The sequence below is a fragment of the Marivirga lumbricoides genome, from assembly GCF_014636295.1.
GTDB classification, from domain to species: domain Bacteria; phylum Bacteroidota; class Bacteroidia; order Cytophagales; family Cyclobacteriaceae; genus Marivirga; species Marivirga lumbricoides.
On record NZ_BMEC01000002.1, the window covers coordinates 294,470 to 314,070 of the forward strand.

Annotated in this window: 16 protein-coding genes; 6 read left to right on the forward strand and 10 right to left on the reverse strand. The window is 35.3% G+C overall.

Annotated features, from left to right (window positions below; translation table 11 throughout):
• Positions 1-11 precede the first annotated feature (11 nt).
• Positions 12-962, forward strand: coding sequence for an ADP-glyceromanno-heptose 6-epimerase (rfaD, locus tag IEV85_RS03975; protein WP_188460503.1), 951 nt, complete (start codon positions 12-14; stop codon positions 960-962).
• Here the strand turns inward: rfaD and IEV85_RS03980 are convergent.
• The 8 genes from IEV85_RS03980 to IEV85_RS04015 all read right to left on the reverse strand — a co-directional run bounded on the left by IEV85_RS03980 (position 959) and on the right by IEV85_RS04015 (position 15,090).
• Positions 959-1,381: a hypothetical protein gene (locus IEV85_RS03980; RefSeq protein WP_188460504.1), complete on the reverse strand. Its 423-nt coding sequence runs from the start codon at positions 1,379-1,381 to the stop codon at positions 959-961. The genes rfaD and IEV85_RS03980 overlap by 4 nt on opposite strands.
• 2 nt (positions 1,382-1,383) lie before the next feature.
• Positions 1,384-5,115 (reverse strand): T9SS type A sorting domain-containing protein, encoded by a 3,732-nt coding sequence (locus tag IEV85_RS03985; RefSeq protein WP_188460505.1) that lies wholly within the window; start codon positions 5,113-5,115, stop codon positions 1,384-1,386.
• 59 nt (positions 5,116-5,174) lie between these two features.
• Positions 5,175-6,209 (reverse strand): DUF4249 domain-containing protein, encoded by a 1,035-nt coding sequence (locus IEV85_RS03990; protein WP_188460506.1) that lies wholly within the window; start codon positions 6,207-6,209, stop codon positions 5,175-5,177.
• Between the two features lies 1 nt (position 6,210).
• Complete coding sequence (locus IEV85_RS03995) at positions 6,211-8,571, reverse strand: carboxypeptidase-like regulatory domain-containing protein (protein WP_188460507.1); 2,361 nt, start codon at positions 8,569-8,571, stop codon at positions 6,211-6,213.
• 173 nt (positions 8,572-8,744) lie between these two features.
• Positions 8,745-9,845 (reverse strand): hypothetical protein, encoded by a 1,101-nt coding sequence (locus IEV85_RS04000; protein WP_188460508.1) that lies wholly within the window; start codon positions 9,843-9,845, stop codon positions 8,745-8,747.
• An 8-nt stretch (positions 9,846-9,853) separates the two neighbouring features.
• Positions 9,854-11,326: a SusD/RagB family nutrient-binding outer membrane lipoprotein gene (locus IEV85_RS04005; protein ID WP_188460509.1), complete on the reverse strand. Its 1,473-nt coding sequence runs from the start codon at positions 11,324-11,326 to the stop codon at positions 9,854-9,856.
• Positions 11,327-11,346: 20 nt separating this feature from the next.
• Entirely contained in the window at positions 11,347-14,481 is a 3,135-nt protein-coding gene (locus IEV85_RS04010) for a SusC/RagA family TonB-linked outer membrane protein (protein WP_188460510.1), read from the reverse strand.
• A 288-nt stretch (positions 14,482-14,769) separates the two neighbouring features.
• Entirely contained in the window at positions 14,770-15,090 is a 321-nt protein-coding gene (locus tag IEV85_RS04015; RefSeq protein ID WP_188460511.1) for a HesB/IscA family protein, read from the reverse strand.
• Positions 15,091-15,214: 124 nt separating this feature from the next.
• Here IEV85_RS04015 and IEV85_RS04020 point away from each other — a divergent pair, with 124 nt between their 5' ends.
• Positions 15,215-15,736, forward strand: a complete 522-nt coding sequence (locus tag IEV85_RS04020; RefSeq protein WP_188460512.1) for a DUF7935 family protein — start codon at positions 15,215-15,217, stop codon at positions 15,734-15,736.
• A gap of 50 nt (positions 15,737-15,786) precedes the next feature.
• On the opposite strand, the gene IEV85_RS04025 is transcribed toward IEV85_RS04020, so the two are convergent.
• Both IEV85_RS04025 and IEV85_RS04030 read right to left on the reverse strand, forming a co-directional pair.
• On the reverse strand, positions 15,787-16,248 hold the full coding sequence (locus IEV85_RS04025) for a nuclear transport factor 2 family protein (RefSeq protein ID WP_188460513.1): 462 nt from the start codon (positions 16,246-16,248) through the stop codon (positions 15,787-15,789).
• Between the two features lie 32 nt (positions 16,249-16,280).
• The gene (locus IEV85_RS04030) at positions 16,281-17,177 is read right to left on the reverse strand and encodes a hypothetical protein (RefSeq protein ID WP_188460514.1); all 897 of its coding nucleotides are present in this window, start codon (positions 17,175-17,177) and stop codon (positions 16,281-16,283) included.
• A gap of 287 nt (positions 17,178-17,464) precedes the next feature.
• Between IEV85_RS04030 and IEV85_RS04035 the strand changes: the two genes are divergently transcribed.
• Genes IEV85_RS04035 through dtd form a run of 4 tightly spaced genes read left to right on the forward strand, consistent with a single transcriptional unit; the run spans position 17,465 to position 19,589 of the window.
• Positions 17,465-17,878: a YkvA family protein gene (locus IEV85_RS04035; RefSeq protein WP_188460515.1), complete on the forward strand. Its 414-nt coding sequence runs from the start codon at positions 17,465-17,467 to the stop codon at positions 17,876-17,878.
• Positions 17,871-18,488 (forward strand): thioredoxin family protein, encoded by a 618-nt coding sequence (locus IEV85_RS04040; protein ID WP_188460516.1) that lies wholly within the window; start codon positions 17,871-17,873, stop codon positions 18,486-18,488. The genes IEV85_RS04035 and IEV85_RS04040 overlap by 8 nt, the downstream gene beginning before the upstream one ends.
• Positions 18,481-19,140: an NAD-dependent epimerase/dehydratase family protein gene (locus IEV85_RS04045; RefSeq protein WP_188460517.1), complete on the forward strand. Its 660-nt coding sequence runs from the start codon at positions 18,481-18,483 to the stop codon at positions 19,138-19,140. The genes IEV85_RS04040 and IEV85_RS04045 overlap by 8 nt, the downstream gene beginning before the upstream one ends.
• Positions 19,137-19,589 carry a D-aminoacyl-tRNA deacylase gene (dtd, locus tag IEV85_RS04050; protein WP_188460518.1) on the forward strand — a complete coding sequence of 151 codons (453 nt, stop codon included), beginning with the start codon at positions 19,137-19,139 and terminating at the stop codon, positions 19,587-19,589. Before IEV85_RS04045 ends, dtd begins: the two co-directional genes overlap by 4 nt.
• The last annotated feature ends 12 nt before the right edge of the window (positions 19,590-19,601 follow it).

Below are 19,601 nucleotides of genomic sequence, written 5' to 3' on the forward strand. Positions count from 1 at the left end.
ACAAACGTAAAATGATAATAGTAACAGGAGCCGCAGGATTTATTGCAAGTAACTTGATTAAGCGACTTAATAATGATGGTTTTAAACACATTATAGCTGTAGATAAGTTCGATAATCCTGTGAAAAACACAAATTTGGAAGGTCTTATCATCCAGGAAAAAGTTGACAGAAACATCTTTTTTGAATGGATACAGAAGCAAACGGCTGAAATAGAGTTTATTTTTCATATTGGCGCAAGAACAGACACTACGGAATTTGATAAAGAATTATTGTTTAAGCTAAATACAGAATACACTCAGAAGATTTGGAATATTTGCATTGAAAAACAAATTCCTTTGATTTATGCCAGTTCTGCAGCCACCTACGGATTAGGAGAGTTGGGCTACAAAGATGACGAAGCATTAATACCTCAATTGAAACCTTTAAACCCATATGGTGACTCAAAAAATGAATTTGATATTTGGGCCTTAAAGCAGTCACAGAAACCTTTCTTTTGGGCTGGGTTAAAATTTTTCAACGTATACGGGCCTGGGGAATACCATAAAGGAAGAATGGCCAGTGTTATTTTGCATGCGCACAAGCAAATTCAGGAAACAGGAGCTATGAAGCTATTCCGTTCTCACAACCCTAACTATAAAGATGGGCAACAAATGAGAGATTTTGTTTATGTAAAGGATGTAGTGGATGTAATGGTGTGGCTTATGCATCATAGAAAAAACAGCGGTATATATAATTTAGGAAGTGGCACAGCCCGAACTTTCCTGGATTTGGTAAAAGCTGTTTTCAAATCTATGGGCAAACCTGAAAAGATATCTTTTATTGATACTCCTGCAGATATCAGGGACAAATATCAATATTTTACTGAAGCTGATATGGATAAGCTTCAAAAGATAGGTTATAAAAACCCCTTCACTCCGTTAGAGGAAGGGGTTCAGGATTACGTAAGCCAGATAAAAGCCTAATAAGTTGCTTTAGTCTTTCTGACTTTTACACCTGTTTTCACATTGAACAGGTAGGTATAATCTGCTATAGTTTCATTATTGTTTTTTATCATACCGGGTGGTGCTATAATTTCCACCTGGTAGTCACTAGTCCACTTAACTGATCCTTGAGGTATGGATTCCTTTTTTACAATTGAGTTATCAGCTATTTTTATCACGACATATTTCAAGGGCTGAGGGCCAGGCACTGTTCCCTCTTCTTGAAATGTAGCAAGCACATATTCGTTGGTTTCATTCTCTTGAAACGCAACTGGTGTTATACCCAGGGCTTCATAAGCGACAGCCTGATAATTAGAGGAACTGCTCTTGTTTTGCGAGCTAACCTTTTTATTGCAAGCTGAAGTTGCAATAACTAAAATTAAGAGAATCAGATTTTTCATTCTTACTGCTTAACGAATCTTTTAGTTCTTAATGCCCCTTTATTATCTTTTATTTGCAAGAGATACATTCCCTGCTTTAAACTCTGAATATCAATTACGGCATTTTCTGTACTACCTGATAAGCTCTGACTCTTAACATATTGACCATTTGAAGTATAAATAGACAGCTCCACTATATGCTGCCCTGCAACGTTTAAATTCATTTGTTTATTAGCCGGGTTAGGGTATAACTTCAGGCCTTCATTTAACTGCTGCTGTTTATTAGCCGTAACAACATTCATAGAATTTGTTGTAAAAATATATTCTCCTATATATCCTTTCAATTGAAGATTAAAACGCTCTGCTTTTGGATACTCAAATTCTATCAACCTAGCGCCATCTTGATGTGTTAAAACCTGATAGTCTGTGTATACTTTATTTTCTCCAAATAATACCTCCACACTATCAAAAGGTTCAGTATTTTCTAACTCTATAGAAACAGGATATGATCCATCTCCAACAGAAGAACTGTAGTTAAGAATTTGAGGCACTTTGCCAATTTCGCCAGTATTCAAAATTTTCGACAGATATTCTACACCTTCAAATTCACCTTTTAATCTGATTTTAGCACCCTCAAAAGGAACATCATTATTAGGGAACACTATTTCCCTTTGTCCTGAAACGGGAGAGTTAATAGTTTCCAGAATTTCATCATTGACTATAAGCTGTACTTTGGAATAATTAATAGGTAAACTTAGATCAATACTTGCTTTGCCATATTTTGAGTAATTAAAATTACTTGCCAGAAGATTTGCTTTGGGTAGCTCCTCAATAGTTGCTGTCCAGATACCTCTTCCATGCGTACCGATTACTACCTGATCATCCACAATTTTCATTGACCAGATAGAAACTGCCGGCAAATCATTTCTTATATTCCATGATTCCCCTCCGTCCAGAGATTCGTATAACCCTATCTCGGTTCCTACCCAAATAATGTCTGTATTGAAAGGCATTACCAACAAACTATGTACAAATACATCCGGGAAACCTCTGGCACTTTCAGTTCCTCCTTCAGCAAAGCCCGAAATATCTACCCAGGTTTGTCCTAAATCAGTTGTTTTCAAAATCTTAGGGAAATCTGCTCTTGAAAATAGTGCATAAGCGGTGTTTTCATCCGTGGGATGAGTGTAGATGCCTGTATAATAAGCTTGAGGGTTAGGAGAATAGTTATTTACTTCTGAAAATGTTTCTCCTGCATCTGTTGAAACAAATAAGTTTAATACCCCTTCTGCCATGCCTGCCCCGGCCCATACAATTTGATCGTTAGCTAAAGAAACTTCTACATCAGAAGCACTATTGTTTCCTCCCCATTTATCGCTGCTAATTGGTTTCATAATCCAGTTGGAACCGAAATTAGTACTTTTATAAACTCCAGCCTGCCCTATTGCATAGATTATATCCGGAGAAGTAGTTGAACCTGCCAGCCTGGTGATAAAAGGGCCATCATTTTGGAATTGGGCAATCACATTGATGCCACTAAAAGCATTTGAAAAAGAATTGCCTCCATTAGTTGATCTTTGGATACCATTATATTGATACCCACCGATCACTCTTTGCGGATCAGTAGCATGCCAAATTACTTCAAAGCCATCACCCCCTATCTCTCCACTGTAAGCATTTGTTGCATCAACGAAGGTACCAGAAGAAACCCAGGTACCATTATCTTGCGTACCTCCTACGTATTTATCTTCTCCCGGCTTTTTGTCTGCTCCATAAAATTGACTAGTCACATATCCATTTACTAATTGATTCATTGTTATTCCATTATTTCTGGAAATACTAAATCCTCCATCATTTCCATTTATGATCATGAAAGTTTCGGAATCATCATTTGTTTTTATTAATGTTAGATGATGATGATCAGGATGGACTGTATTTATATTCTGGCTTTCATAATCACCATAAGCATCATAAACAGCTACTGCTTCAGCTGCTGCTATAGTTTGTGATCCATACTTTATTCTCATAACAGAGTTTATGAATGTGGAAGGATTCCATTGAGCATTCTCTGCTAAAACAGGCCAAAAGTAGTACATGTTGGCAAACTCAACGCCTCCATTCACCGCTACATTTGCATTAGGTGTAGTTGGATTATACTCTAAATCATGAACATAAAAATACTCTCTGGCAGTTGATAATGCATCATCAGCCGAACTGGATTTATTCAAATTAAACTCACCATTTCTCTCCTGGTCTCTAAAAGATACCATCAACTGTTTATCATTTTCAATATCCCAAACCTCGAATGGCACATCTATATAATCCTGATAAGTATAATCAGCTATATCAACCCCCGAAGTAGCTCCCTGAGGAACAGTAAAACGATGAGCCTTCTGAGTATTTTCTCCCCCAAACCGGATCTCAATTGTAACAGGATTTTGAGAAGGATTATTGGAACCGTCTGACACATTTAATGTCCCTCCATTAAATTCTGCACCAAAATCTACAAATGCAACAACAGGGGTACCTTCCAAATCCACCCCTAGAAATTTCCTGGTGGTTTCAGATACATTATTAGGATCAATTAAATATTTCCCGATACTTACTCCTCCTACAAATACTTCATAGGGGTTATAGGGATTAACAGCAATTGTATTATCATACCAGCCTTGCCCTCCTAAAAAGTCAGTGTTATATTGAGAGTCTTCCACCTGCACCCAACTCGCACCTTTATTTTCCGAATAATATAATAAAGTTGTTTCACCTACATAGCTGGAAGTATATACTATATTAGAATTGCCAGGAGCAACTGCAATTTCAAACCTTACTCCATCTACTATACCTTCAGAAGACGGTATCCACGTTTCACCTGCATCAACTGATTTAAAAATTCCACTACTATTAACTCCGGCATACTGAATAGCAAAGTCATTAGGATCAACTTGCAAATCCTGTACAGAACCAAGCCCTAAGGCATCAAATGTTTCAATCCATGACTCTCCACCATTTAAACTTTTGTATATTCCTGAATTCGTAGCAATAACAATAACCTCTTCATTAGTAGGATCAACAGCTATCCTATTTACAGAATTGTAATCAGCATTTCCTGTTGTGGATGGTAATAATGACCAGGTCTGACCCCTATCTATACTTTTATATACACCGTCTCCACGCACGAAAGCAGAGTTTCCAGAAAATACTTCCCCAGTTCCTACGTAAATCACATCCGGATTAGAAATGGATTGAGCTATAGAATTAGTAGAAAGATTGGGTAGCTCAGGAGATATGTTTGTCCAGGTTTGGCCGCAATCAGTCGTTTTCCATAAACCTCCACTAGCCGCACCTGCAATCCATGTACAATGAGTATTATCATCAGGATCAACAGCAATGGCCCTTGTCCTACCTCCAACGTTGCCGGGACCTCTTGATATAAATTCTACCGTGAAAGGAGCTGAGTTTCTCGCCTGTGCTTTTTTGCTAATAGATTGAGAAAGTTCTCTAAACCTATAGCCTTTTAGGTAGCCAGATTCAGATTCTCCTATTTTCTTTGAAATGCTATTATAATATTCAATGAAACCATCTGGCTTCATGAAAGCTTCTGCATTACCAGATTTCACTTTCGCTTTCTTGGCAGACCAGATTTTTCTTAAAGACGTTTCACCAATATCCAAACCCTTGTTTGAGATATTAAAATACATGATCGTCATTACTAATATAGCTCCTAAAGGGAATAGGTAAGTACTGTTTCTTTTCATCAAAAATAAATTATAAAATTTATTAAAAATACAGAAAAGAATTAAAACAAATTTCAATTTTACCAGAAATCTGGTCTTTTATTAACACTGTTTTGATACTTAGTACAATCGAAACAATAGTCGGGTAAAGGATCATTCGGAGAAAATCTATCACATCTTAATTTAGCCTCATTTATACCAGAAATAGCTGAACCTGGAATTTTAATTCGCATGGAAGAAACAGATGATGTGAAAAAATAACCTAAGACCTGCTCAGAATCAATTGAACTGCATTTAATATTACTTGCTATCCTCGATGGTAATGATGCGAAAATAGAACCATCATTCTGATATTGTTGCTTTACTAAGCTCCAAAACTCATATGCACCTCGATTAATAGACTTCAGTTTTACTTTAAAACTATAGGATTCAGTAAACCTTAAGCCATCTTCAAGAAAAGTGATTTCAAAATCATTTATTAAGCTATTGTTCGTGAACTGATCGTCAAATATCTTGATATCGAATTTAGAATATTCTGTATTCCAGCAATAGGAATTGTTAATATCGGATGATGGAGCTTGGTATTGATAAGTACCCTCCCAATCAATTCTGAAGTAGTCTTTAGATGGACTATCATAAAACTGGCAATATAATCGAACACCTTTAATTGTATTATCTATTCCATTTTTCTTCACTTCAACCTCATCAGTTTTGTAATAAACAGAATCTACTATTCCACTTGCAGGAATTTGTTCCTCATCAGATTGATAAACTGTCCCATCTGATGTAATTATTTTTAAAGAATACTTTTTACCTACTTCAGCTACAAATTCGGTAGGGCAAGACTCATACAGCCCAGGCTTGGTTTCATTGAATTTGTATTCATATCCATCAGAATCAAATACAGAAACATCAGCCCCCTCTTCTTTTGGATTGACATATGCTTTGTAATCAGCAGTGCGACTCAGTTCAACAAAGTATGGCTCTGCCTGATCAGTAATTTCTGCAAAGACAACAAGTTTTGCAGCAGTATCTTTTACTTCAACTTCCAGCGGATCAATACATGCACTCAGAAAGATCACAAAAACTAATTGAATAAAAAAAATTGTCTTCATTTCAGAATTTAAAATTATAAGTGATGGACGGAAAAGGAATACCTAATATGGCTAAGCGATAAGCTTGAGGAGGTGCACCATTTTGATCTCTGAAAAAAACAGAAAATGGATTTTTCCTCCCATATAAATTATATATTCCAAATGTCCAGCTGCTTTCAAACTTTCTTTTTGAGTTTTGAGGAACATAGTTAAATGAAACATCCATTCTGTGAAAATCAGGGATTCTATATTGATTTCTATTGGAAAATTCACCTATTGCAATTGCTCCAACTTCATATTTACTTATTGGGATACTCACGGGTCTTCCTGTGCTATAAGTAAAATTCATATTTAAGCTAAGTTGAGAGGATAATTTATAAGATAGAATTGTTGTAAAGTCATGAGGCTTATCATAATACGCAGGATATAGCTTTCCTTCATTAATAACCTCCTCGTCAAACTCCCCATCCACTTGAATGAAAGCCCTGGAATAAGTATAACTTAGTCGGCCAGTTAATTTACCTGCCGTTTTTATTAAGGAGAATTCAGCACCATAAGCTATACCAGCTCCATTTACAAGTTCGGTTTCCAACACATTATTCAACAAAAGTTGTGCGCCATCTTTGTAATCGATTGTATTTTGAGTTTTTCTATAATATAATTCAGCTGATGATTCATACATATCTGCTCTAAAGTTTCTAAAATAACCTATAGACCATTGATCTCCAATTTGGGGTTCAATATGTTCATTGCTAAGCTTATAGATATCAGTTGGTGCAATAGCTACGTTGTTCGCTATTAAATGCATGTACTGTCTCGTTCTTTGATATCCTAGTTTAAATGATTGTTGAGAATCAATATTATAGCTCAAAGAAATCCTGGGTTCTAACCCACTATAATCTATCACCTTTTCGGACCTACCATAATATGTTGTATCAATAATAGAATTTACAGATTTAGTTTCTGAATTATCGTAACTATAGGAGGTATATGATCCCATCTTTTGGTAAGCACTATATCTTAAGCCTGTAATAAATTTAATTTTATCGAACTTGAAAGTAGCTTCAGTAAATAAGCCAAACTCTCTTCCTAAATCATTCTCAATCTTTATTTCATTGACTATTGATTTTTCAGATGTTGGTTTCAAGTTACCCGGCCGTAATTCATATATATTTGCTTCCCCTCCGACTTCCACATAATGCTGTCCTAATTCTGCTCCTAAAAACATTTTAACAGAAGTGTTTCTGTTATTAATATTTAATTCAAATTGCTGATTACTGTAATCTCCTAATACACTTGAGAAATTATCAGATATAGTTGCTAACCCTGTAAAATTCATACCCCCATTTAATTCTACATGGTAATTCAAAGTACTTGCAAAATTTCCATACATGTAAGAAGTATCAGCATCGAAGGCAAATTGATCTCGACCGTAGTAAGTTGAAAACGTGAGTTTACTTCTATCATTTAATTGATAGTCTACCTTTGCATTTAAGTCTAAAAAAGAAGCTGAACTACTTTTAAGTTGTGGGTTACTTGCTGACTTTAATAACCAGTCTGAATATGTAGTTCTGGTAGATACCATCAGTCCTAGCTTATTTGAAATAACAGGTGTCACCCAAGTCAATCTACTTGATATCAAGCCAATACCACCGATAAATCGCATTGAATCCACTAGCGTATTCAATGACTCAACAGCAATAACGGATGAAACCCTTCCACCATATCTAGCTGGCATACTTCCTTTATACAAGGTTACATTATCTGTGACATCCTGATTAAAAACAGAAAAAAATCCAAAAAGATGCGAAGTATAATAAATAGGAGCACCATCAAATAACACAAGATTTTGCCCTACTGATCCGCCTCGAACATTAATACCTCCAGCTCCTTCTCCTACTGAACTTATACCGGGTAAAGTTACTATACTATTCATTACATCCACCTCCCCCATCAAAGCAGGCATTTGTTTAATAGATTGAATAGATAACCGATTAACTCCCATAGACGCAGAGTTCAAATGCGTTACATCTGTTGTTGAACGTACTGTGACTTCTGACAACTGTACTACATCGTTTTCAAGTGTAAAAGAAAGAGACTTATCCTCCTTTATATTAATCTCCTTTGTTATAGTTTTTTTTCCAACAGCAGAAATAGTCAACTTATAATTTCCACTTAAAAGTTGAACAGAAAAAACACCATTTACATCTGTCACCTTTCCTTCAGTACCATTATTCCATGTTATTGAAGCTCCCACTATTGGCTCACCATTTTTTTTCTCAATTACCTTCCCTTTTAAGTGGTAGGTTGGTCCTTGCTGGATTGACAATCCCTCCGAGAGAGAAATCATCATTAGCAAAGAGACTATATATATTCTAATCATAGCCAAACTTTTAAAACGAAAAATGCCAAAAGATCATAGTTATACTATTGATTTCATAGTAAAAATTAATCATACTAATTGCCTGAAACGGCATTTTTTTTACTAAAAAAAAGAGGCTTTCTTACGAAAACCTCTTATAAATAAATTACTAATTACTAATCAATTAAAGTACTTTATTCCTCTTCCTCTTCAGGAACAACTACTACCTTAAATTCTGTAGTTTGACCAAGAGTTACCTCTTCATCATCAGAAATAACATCATCTAATTGAATATCAAGAACCAATTCGTCTTCACCTACCTCTAACCAAGCAGGATCAATATCCAATACTATTTCTCCACTTGTACTTCCAGCAAAAATTGTAACTGATCCATTCGTTTTATCTGCATTTGATCCTAATGGAAGTCCTGCAATTGAGTATTCTACAATAACATCTTCTTCAACTGCTCTGTTAAGTGCCAGATTAATAAAGAAATTACCTGCTTCATCTACTTCTACCTCAGCAAAATCCACTATAAGATTCACTGTTTTAACATCATCTCTAATATAAATTACAGCCTGACCAATATTCATTGAATCAGGAGCATGATTAACTGCTGAAGTTCCATCACCTGTTAAAAGTATATCTCCAAGTACAATTCTAAAACTCCTATCTGCTTCTGCAGTAATATTGTCCTTAGTGAGAATCTTCACATATGCTTCAGTTTGTCCGGCAGAGAAGCCTAATACGTTATTTTTATTCAAAATCTCGAAATCCTGACCTTCAATAGCAGTCCCATTTATCACTTCAAATTCCACTGCTGTAGAATCAACATTTCTTTCAGATATTGTAATTGGAAAAAATAAGGTATCCGCCCCTGAAAGATAATCCTCTTCATATATATAGGTAGTATCAGAGCCAACACCAATGAATTCATTGACATCTTCAACCTCAATAATGATAGAACCATCTAGACCATTTGAACTGGAAACAGTCAGAGTATATGTACCAACTTCTTCAGCTAGAACGCTTACATACTCCCCATACCTGCCTTCTACTTCAGATACACTGGCTTCTCCATCACCTGTAATTGTCCATGTATATTCTTCATCTATACTATGACCTCTCACGAAATAACGTGTAGGATCATAAGTAAGAATTTCGTCAGAACCTGAAATTAACAGGCTTGTCCCAGGAGTCAAACTAATTGTTTCCTCCTCTCCTTCGCACGCAGCAAATACAAATGCTAATACTAAGCCAAAGGATAATTTAAAAAATAATTTATAATTCTTCATAGTTACTTTTAATCTACGTCCCAAAATAAGTTTGTATCATATTCATCACCACCTATAGCATTAGATGCGTCTGAATAATTACTACTGTTTAAAGATTGCTCATCTAAAGGATAAATCCTTCTCTTTGGTATCCCATTTATATCAATAAAATTTTCATCCGGCTCGTAAATTACTAGATTAGCTTCAGGAATATTTTCTAAATCTAATCTTCTGATTTCAGCCCATGATTGCCATCCTTGAATATATAAGGAAATGTATTTTTGTATAGCTAAATTATTTTCACTGTAAGGGTTAGCAGCAATATAATTAATAATTGTAGCCGAGTTAGTAATTCCCCAATACTCCATGCTAGCTCTTATACCTTGCTCATAATATTGAGAAGGTGACCCAGAAGTTACCCAACCATTGGCAGCAGCTTCTGCTAAAATGAAACTTGTTTCTGCATAATCCATTAGCATACCTTCAAAATCTGCTTCTAACAATTTCGGGTTCAATTGAGAAACAGCACTCCTAGGTATTGCCGCAGCCTCTGCACTTTCTAATCCATATGTTAAGCCTATGAAAGTGCCTGTAGCAGATGCAGGTGAAAAATATTCCTCCAACCTTGGATCACCTAATCCTGATAATAAGTTTACAAAGTTTTCAGTAGCTGCATAATCCTGTCTACCATTTACTACATAAGAAGTATATAATGGGTTAACGCTTGGTTGCTCTGTTATAAATTGTATTGCAGCATTTTCTGAATTACTTGAAATAGCTTCGCCAGCAGCCGCACTAATCACTTCCTGAGCCAATGTTGGGTTAACATCTGACAATCTAATACCCATTCTTAACAACAGAGAGTTACCAAACTTAATCCAATTTTCTAAATCACCACCATATACAACATCACCCCCTGCAAAACTTGGAGCTTCAGCATCTATGCTTGCAACTGCAGCCTGAACATCTGAAATTAATGTTTCATAAATATTAGCCTGACTATCGTAAGATGGGCTTGGATTCTCAGCACCTTGTAATGCTTCAGAAAAAGGGATATTACCATAAATATCAACCATATTATGATATGCCCATGATTTCATAATTGTTGCAATAGCATTTTGGTTTCTTATCTGGGCAGCATCTACTGTTGGATCTTCTAAATCAAGTTCGCTATTGATTCTTATAATTTCCTGTAAATCATTAATAGCTGTGTAAAACTCCAACCAAAATGTGTTATTTGTCTGGGGTCTGTATTGGTACCTTACTTCATCAGAATATTCATTTTGAGCCCAATACTGCGCAATAGTCATTCCAAATGAAATATTATCAAAGTTCCCATAATACCTCAGTCCCAATTGCCGTTGAGCAGCAGTTAACAAGAAATCATTAGACACTTCAGCCGGTCTATTAGGATCCTCATTTAAATCTGTCAAATCCTGACATCCTGTGATCATCAAAAAGATCATAGATATCGATAGAGTTGTTTTTATTAAAAATTTCATATTTTTCTACTTATAAAGTTTTAAAATCCAAGGCTCACTTTAAATCCATATGATCTTAAAGTAGGTAAAGCACCTCCTTCAAGTCCTTGTACGTTACCTGCATTTGTCGAAGCTTCAGGATCAATGTGCGGCACCTTTTTGAACAGAATAGCAAGGTTTCTTCCTTCTAATCCAAAATTAACGGAGTTAAAAGGTGTTTTTTCAACTACTGATCTAGGTAACGAATACCCTAAAGTCATCTCTCTTAACTTCAAGAAACTTGCATCGTATACGTGTGCTGCTGCAAGACCAAACTGACCTGAAAAATAAGAAGCTGCATCTATTGCTGTAGTGTTTGGCCCAATAGTTTCTCCATCATCATTTTGAACTACTCCTTCAGCAACAATACCCACCTGACGAATATTTCCATCAACAGTTTCCTGAACCATTCCTGAATATTTAGCAAATAAATTTGTTACAGAATGTAATGAACCTCCCATTTGCATGTCAAATAAGAAGCTAAAATTAATGCCTTTATACGAGAAACTATTCCTTAAACCACCTGTCCAGTCAGCTAAGTAAGTACCTAAAGGTTCTGTTGCACTTGTTTGTAAGTAGTTACCACCTTCTCCGATCACTCTATTTCCATCTTCATCTAATACAAAATTTGCTCCGTAAATAGATCCATATGGTTGGCCAATTCGAGCATCAAGAGTAGCCTCAAAAACCCCGTTAGCAATTCTGTAATTATCTATACCTGGTGCTAACTCAACTACCTCATTTCTATTTCTAGCCCAGTTAATATCCATATTCCATCTAAAATCATTCGCATTAATTATAGTTGCTCCTAAAGATACTTCTACACCTTGATTAACAATCTCCCCAGCATTAATGATTTGAGACCTGTATCCTGACGCACCTGATACATCTACTTCAAAAATTTGATCAGTTGAAGTATTATTATAATATGTCGCATCTAAATAAATCCTATCTGATAAAAACCTTAATTCTGCTCCTATTTCGTACGAAAGCGTTTGTTCCGGACGAAGATTACTATTATTTAGCGCGTTAGGTAATGAATAAACTGGATTATCTCCAAAGTTTGCCAGAGGAGTATAAACTGATGATATTCTGTAAGGATCTGTATCGTTACCTACTTGAGCAACACTAGCCCTAATTTTACCAAAAGATAAAATTTCGTTATCAAGAGGTTCTAATTCTGTAAAGATAAAAGTTCCACTTACTGAAGGGTAGAAATAAGAGTTATCACCATCAGGCAAAGTTGAGGAAACATCATTTCTAATAGTTGCATCAACATAAAGTATATCCCTGAAACCTACTGTGGCAGAACCGAACCAGCTGTTTATTTGTCTTCTTCTTGTTCTATCTACAATTGTTGGTCTGTTGTTAGAATTTTCCAAACTGTAAAAATCTCTAACACTTAAACCACCAACGGTGATTCCAGTATTTTCTTTAAAGTCATCTATTCTTATATTACCTCCTACAAATGCCGTTAAAGAAATATCTTCATTAATATTGCCCTGGTATTTCAAAATTAAATCAGTGTTTAATTCAGATTGCTGTAATACAGTTTCTTGGTAAGATGATTGAGCTACTGAACCTTCAGCAGTTCTCTGCTCTCTTCTATCAGTATAAAAATCTGTTAAAACTCTTCCTGTTAAAGATAAGTTTTCAGTGAAATCATAAGAAATAGTAGCATTACCAAACACTCTATTTCTACTGTCATTTTGAAGGTTTTCATTTCTAATCCAATATGGGTTATCAGCATACAAAGGAGTAGCGTCCTCAGAACTAATTCTATTCCATGATCTTTGTTCCCCTGTTGCTTCAACTTTATAGTTTCTTAACTCATCCATATCCACTTGTCTTTGTCCAAAATGATTAAATTGAACAATAATATCTCCATATCCTTGAGACGGGCGACCTTCAAATTCTGAATTCACATAGTTTACTCCTGCACTTGCCGTCAATTTCTCTGATAGAGAGTAGGACCCATTAAAATTTAAAGTGTTTCTCTGCATATTTGCATTCGGCATGATATGCTTCTGATCTAAATTGGTGTAGGATAATCTAAATGAGCCATTGTCATTTCCGCCTGATAAAGACACATTATTATTTAACATAACGCCAGTCTCAAAGAAATTTTTAATATTATCAGGATGAGCTACCCAGGGAGTTTCTTCTCCAAAGTTAGGATTATCAGGATAATAACTATACCACTGCCTTACAGGCCTACCATCTAATCTTGGTCCCCAACTTTGGTCAACAGCAAAACCTGCTACATGTTGTCCATCTTCAACTGTAAATGGACCAAAACCTCCTCCAAATTCATTTTGATAATCAGGTAATACTAGTGGATTAGAAAAAGTAACTCCTGAATTAATGGTTACTCCAAGTGCTTTATTCTTTCTCCCCTTTTTTGTTGTGATAATAATTACACCATTAGAAGCTCTATTACCATACAAAGCAGCAGCACTTGCTCCTTTTAATACAGACATGCTTTCAATATCTGCTGGATTAATATCTTGTGCAGCATTACCATAATCAAAACCACTGGCTCCTCTTTGTTGATCAGCACTATTAAAATTTTGGTTATCAATTGGAACTCCGTCAACTACAAATAAAGGCTGATTATTTCCAGCTATAGAGTTAGCCCCTCTTATTAGTATATTGGAAGAACCTCCCATAGCACCATTACCGCTAATCTGAACACCAGCAACTTTACCTTGCATGGAATTAATCATGTTAGTTTCACCAGCGTTTACCATATCATCGCCACTAATTTCCTGAACAGAATAACCAAGTGATCTCTGCTCTCTCTCAATACCCAATGCGGTAACAACTACTTCATTTAATTGCTGAATATCTGCCTCCATTGAAACATCAATTACTGATCTGTTTCCAATTTGCACTTCCTTGTTTGCCATTCCAATGAATGAAAAAACTAAAGCATTGGCATCAGAAGGAACTGATATTTTGTAATTTCCATCCAAATCGGTGTTAACACCAGAATTTGTTCCTTTTATTAACACATTCACACCCGGTAAGCCTTCGCCTGTTTTGGCATCGGTAACTTTACCACTAACGGTGCGATCCTGTGCCCATGCGTGTAGCACGAACACCAACATGAGACATGTTAGTAGAATCTTCTTCATTTTAGTTTGTTTAGGTTTAAATTTATTACACTATTGACAAACTTAACAAATAATTAACGGTTGAAAAAAATTAATCAAAATAGTTTTTATATGAAACTTAAACTTTTCTGAGGTTCTGCGCCAATATTTACACTATTTATAAATAAAATTATAAGATTTACACCTTTGACTGTAACTACATCAATTGATCCTATTCTTTATTTATATCTGAAGTTATAATAATGTATTTTACTAAATCAGACTAAAAATTACATGGATAATCACGGGATAAAGCAAAAAAAGAACCTACTATATTGTTGTTGTCTCCTGTGTATCAGGATTAACAAACATAAAGCCTCTGGCATCATTGCCATCGTGGAAATGAACCTCCATACCAATAATGTACATCACGTGGCTCTTTTCTATAAATACTGGAACGCCTTGAATTTCAAATCTCTTATCAGTAGGCTTTTGTTTATCGAACCCCAGCATATAGCTCATCCCTGCAGCGCTGCAGCCTCCCCCACCTCTTACACCCACGCGCAACCCGTACTCTGAAGGAATATTCTTATTCTCCATAATGTTTTTAATCTCTTCTATGGCTGTAGAGGTAATTTTGATAGGATCCATTGTATATATTTTCGATTTAATGAGGGAAACGTTTTTAGAATTCTAAAAGTTTAAAGGAATTTTACCACTTTTATTTAGATGGAAAATAACTAATTTTGAAATTCAAAAGTAAGAAAACACTAATATGGAACCAATTTGGGATTTACTGAAAATAATCATTCCTGCTGGAATAGTACTTTATGCAATGTTTTTAGTAGTAAAGACCATGCTTCAGAAGCAGAATGAAGCAAGAATAATAGAAATGAAATCCAAAAACAAAGAAATTGTACTCCCCATTCGTCTGCAAGCTTATGAAAGGATGACCCTTTTTCTTGAAAGGATCTCGCCAGATCAAATTATAAAAAGGATTCATAGGAGTGAAATGAATGTAGTAGAATTGCAATTTGTACTTCTTAACGATATACGGGAAGAATTCAATCATAACCTTTCCCAGCAGGTATATATGAGTGATGAAGCATGGAAAATAATCAAAAATGCCAAAGAAGAGTTAATAATGCTTGTTAATCAGGCCGCCAAGCCTCTTGACCCTGAAGCAAAGAGTATAGAGTTAGTTAAAGCTATTTATGCGGAGTCTTTGGAAAAAAGAATTGACAGCCTTGAATACGGGTTAACATATCTTAAAAATGAAATTCAGCAGGAATTCTAATTAAAAAGTAGAGGCTCTCTAACCATTGTCAAGGTGATGGCAAATAAGCTTTATTTTTCTATTAACTTCACAAACTCCTGAATCTTATCATTATCAATGGTTACAGATAAATCATAGAGCGCAATTTTCCATTTGCCCTTTTGCTTTACCAACACGCCTGTTCCTTTACAAATTCCCATCCAGGTATTTAGTTTCTCATTAAACCAGGCTGTTTTTCCATCTGCAGAAAAATAAACGTCTCTACTGGTTGCTTCAAATGACCATGCACTTTCTCTTTCAAAATATTCTTTTGCCCACTCACGCATTTCATCTCTGGTCCACTTTTCTGTTTTATCCGTACCCAAATAAATCCCATCTTCTGCCATTGTTCCAAAGAAAAAATCTTCATCAGCTGTTGCCGCTGCCTTATGCCAGGCATTTAAGAGATTATTTACATTTTCGGTTTCATTTTGAGCTTTGCTCGTTTTTGAAACAAGGAAAATACAGGAGGTGATAAGAAGGTACTTAATCATATCATTAAAAATTAATAGTTAATATTTTACAATTAAAGCTTTAGTGTAAATCCAATTCCCGGAAAGCCTACTACGAAAACTTCAGCAATGTCTCGGTTATTTATGAAAAACAAATCATAACTGCCATTAATTGTCATATATCTAATTCCGTACGAGCCAATAAAGTATCCTTCGGAGTCTATATCTGAAAAAATTAGATTTTCGGATATTAATGATAGTTTTTTAGAGATACGTGCCAGACCAGCCACACTAAATGCCGGCTGGTCAACAAAACCAACGTCTGATACAGCACCATAATAAATAGTACCCGTTATATTGATATCCGGATTCCCTAGTGTTAAGCCTGTATTTAAAAAACCTGCAGCAGCCGCTTCCCCTTCACCAAAACCTATAAAGGCATCCATACCTGCTTTAAAGTGTATGTTTTCCTGAAATGAATAGGTATAATGTGGATTAACATAAAAAATTGGTGCTCCTAACACTAAAGTAAATAAGCTTGTCCCAACTCCTATTGAAAAATTTTCAGAGATCCCTCTATGATAAGTCATTACATTATTGCTGAGATAATCCCCTCCTTTCTCAAAATTAAAACCAGCACTGCCAAAGAAATATTTAGCAGAATTAATGGGTTTAAGTTCATCTAATTCAAGAATCATTTTAGCTTTACCTTTAGAATCATCAGATTCTATACTCTTTATTTGATTAGTGGCAATGGTAATTTTACCAACAGTTTCATTCTCTATTTCTAAAAAATCTTTGTTCTGGGCAATAAAATATCCTTTGTAAACTTCGCCCGATTTTAAATAAACAATCACTTTAACCCTTAAATCTTCAGGTTTAACCTTTTCTATTTTAGGATCAGTTATCTGAGAATAGCTACTACTTAAAAAGCAGGTTAATACTATTACAACTATAAAAAGCTTTTTCATTAACTAATTGATTAAGAAAAATATTGAACCAAAATTGCTAATTTCACATTGCAGTTCAAATTACATTTATATTATGCAAAATCCACATAAGCACAATCAAATAAAAGCAAATAACATAAGAATTTGGGTGGGGGCAATCAGCTTAATTCTAGCCTGGGCTCTTTTTATTTATAAAGACTTACTAAAAGACCTTTATCTGATCCTATTAGGTTCCTTTTCGCTTTACACTTTATTTGTGTATATTATTATACCCATTCAAAAAAATAAGAAACTAAAAGAACAAGAGGATGAGTAAAAAGCTTTCATATAAAAACGCTTTAAAGCGAGCAACTGAAATAATGAGAGACAAGCAATTAGTAACTCGTTTAATTCATGATACAAAAGATACTTTTCAAAGCAAAGCTAAGACTTCTGAAAAAATTCAGGCAGTAAAGTTTCAGCTGTTTACTTTTATAAGATTAGTAAGGGCGTACATTAAAGGATACTATCGAGAGGTATCTGTAAAAAATATGCTCTATACTGTTGGCGTGCTAATTTATTTTGTAACTCCTACCGATATTGTTCCTGATTTTCTTCCTGTGGGTGGATTTGTAGATGATGCTGCTCTCATTATTTGGCTGTATAAACAATTGGGAGACGAAGTGAAACAATTTCTTGAATGGGAGAGTAAGCATAAGCAAATAACTTCTATCAATGAATAACACTGTACATGTAATCGATCAGGATTTGATCAATGGGGCATTGGATTATCATGGCTATCGTGATATGATTAAATTATTGCTTCAAGAAAGAAAAACCACTGGCAATAACCACTCAGATGAGATGGTAGCGTATACCAAAATGAATGACCAGAGGATGAACCGCTGGGATAAAAAGGTAATGATCAATGAAGAATTGACTGAAATAGTAAAACAGCTGCCTGCTATGAATTGGCTAATTATTACTGAAGCCTGGTGTGGAGATGCTGCTCAGAATATTCCGTTTATTGCTAAGCTTGCTGACTTAAATGAGAAAATAAATCTCCGACTGATTTTGAGAGATGAACATCCTGAAGTAATGGATGCTTACCTTACCAACGGAGCAAAATCCATTCCTATCCTGGTAATGTTGAACCAGCAAATGGAGGAGCAGGGAAAATGGGGGCCACGACCTGAGCCGATTCAGAAAATGGTTTTAGAATCAAAACAAAAACCTTCATTAGATAAATTGGCATTTGTAGAAAGCATCCATAAGTGGTATGCTGATGATAAAATGCAGACAATACAACAAGAATTTATCCGTCTGATAAAAAATTTTAATACACATGAGTAATACAGCGCTTATAGCGGGAGCTACTGGCTTGGTTGGAGGACATCTTTTAGATATACTTATGGAAGATGACTATTATTCTACTGTGAAAGTGCTGACAAGAAGAAGCATTGGCGGAGATGATGGAAAGCTGAAAGAGATTATAATAGAAGATTTTGACGATCTGGAAAATCATGTAGAAGCGCTAAAAGCCGATGACTATTTCTGTTGCTTAGGTACAACTATGAAGAAAGCTGGCTCAAAAGAAGCTTTTAAAAAAGTAGACTATCGCTACCCTGCTTCATTAGCAGCTATAGCAAGAGAAAACAGTGCTAGCTCTTTTCACCTCGTTTCCGCCATGGGCGCAAATGCCAACTCCCTTATTTTTTACAATAAAGTAAAAGGAGAGGCTGAGAAAGCTATTCAGGCCATGAAGCTAAGTAAAGCTTTTATCTACAGACCATCTTTTATAGAAGGAGAAAGAAATGAAAGCAGAACAGGAGAAAAAGTAGCTCTGTGGGTAGCTGACAAACTTGATTTTGTTTTTACAGGTCCGTTAAAAAAATATGGAGCAATTCATGCTCATGAAATAGCCGAGGCAATGGTAAAGACTGCTAAAAATGATAAATCAAGCTTTAAAATACTTGAATCAGATCAAATGAAAGAGCTTATATGATCGCTGTTATACAACGTGTAAGTGAGGCTTCAGTAAAAATAGAAAATACTGTTAAAGGAAAAATCAACAGAGGAGTTCTGGTTTTATTAGGTATTGAGGATAATGATAGTCAAGAAGATATTGATTGGCTTAGCAGAAAAATTATCAATTTAAGAATATTTAATGATGATGAAGGCGTAATGAACAAGAGCCTGTTGGAGGTTGATGGAGAAATTCTTCTGATCAGTCAGTTTACCCTGCATGCAAGCACTAAAAAAGGAAACAGACCTTCTTACATAAAGGCTGCCAAGCCTGACGTGGCAGTTCCTCTTTATGAGAAGATGCTGCTTACGCTGGATCAAAACATTCCTACTGAAATAAAGAGTGGTGAATTTGGGGCTGACATGAAAGTAAGTCTTATTAATGATGGCCCTGTTACAATTATTATAGATACAAAAGACAAGAAGTAAATTAAGCAAACA

Coding starts and splice junctions, on each gene's coding strand:
- IEV85_RS03990 (WP_188460506.1), bottom strand. CDS start 6,209: ATGAAGACAATTTTTTTTATTCAATTAGTTTTTGTGATCTTTCTGAGT.
- IEV85_RS04000 (WP_188460508.1), bottom strand. CDS start 9,845: ATGAAGAATTATAAATTATTTTTTAAATTATCCTTTGGCTTAGTATTA.
- IEV85_RS04030 (WP_188460514.1), bottom strand. CDS start 17,177: ATGAAAAAGCTTTTTATAGTTGTAATAGTATTAACCTGCTTTTTAAGT.
- IEV85_RS04025 (WP_188460513.1), bottom strand. CDS start 16,248: ATGATTAAGTACCTTCTTATCACCTCCTGTATTTTCCTTGTTTCAAAA.
- IEV85_RS04010 (WP_188460510.1), bottom strand. CDS start 14,481: ATGAAGAAGATTCTACTAACATGTCTCATGTTGGTGTTCGTGCTACAC.
- IEV85_RS03980 (WP_188460504.1), bottom strand. CDS start 1,381: ATGAAAAATCTGATTCTCTTAATTTTAGTTATTGCAACTTCAGCTTGC.
- dtd (WP_188460518.1), top strand. CDS start 19,137: ATGATCGCTGTTATACAACGTGTAAGTGAGGCTTCAGTAAAAATAGAA.
- IEV85_RS03995 (WP_188460507.1), bottom strand. CDS start 8,571: ATGATTAGAATATATATAGTCTCTTTGCTAATGATGATTTCTCTCTCG.
- IEV85_RS04035 (WP_188460515.1), top strand. CDS start 17,465: ATGAGTAAAAAGCTTTCATATAAAAACGCTTTAAAGCGAGCAACTGAA.
- IEV85_RS03985 (WP_188460505.1), bottom strand. CDS start 5,115: ATGAAAAGAAACAGTACTTACCTATTCCCTTTAGGAGCTATATTAGTA.
- IEV85_RS04040 (WP_188460516.1), top strand. CDS start 17,871: ATGAATAACACTGTACATGTAATCGATCAGGATTTGATCAATGGGGCA.
- IEV85_RS04045 (WP_188460517.1), top strand. CDS start 18,481: ATGAGTAATACAGCGCTTATAGCGGGAGCTACTGGCTTGGTTGGAGGA.
- IEV85_RS04020 (WP_188460512.1), top strand. CDS start 15,215: ATGGAACCAATTTGGGATTTACTGAAAATAATCATTCCTGCTGGAATA.
- rfaD (WP_188460503.1), top strand. CDS start 12: ATGATAATAGTAACAGGAGCCGCAGGATTTATTGCAAGTAACTTGATT.
- IEV85_RS04015 (WP_188460511.1), bottom strand. CDS start 15,090: ATGGATCCTATCAAAATTACCTCTACAGCCATAGAAGAGATTAAAAAC.
- IEV85_RS04005 (WP_188460509.1), bottom strand. CDS start 11,326: ATGAAATTTTTAATAAAAACAACTCTATCGATATCTATGATCTTTTTG.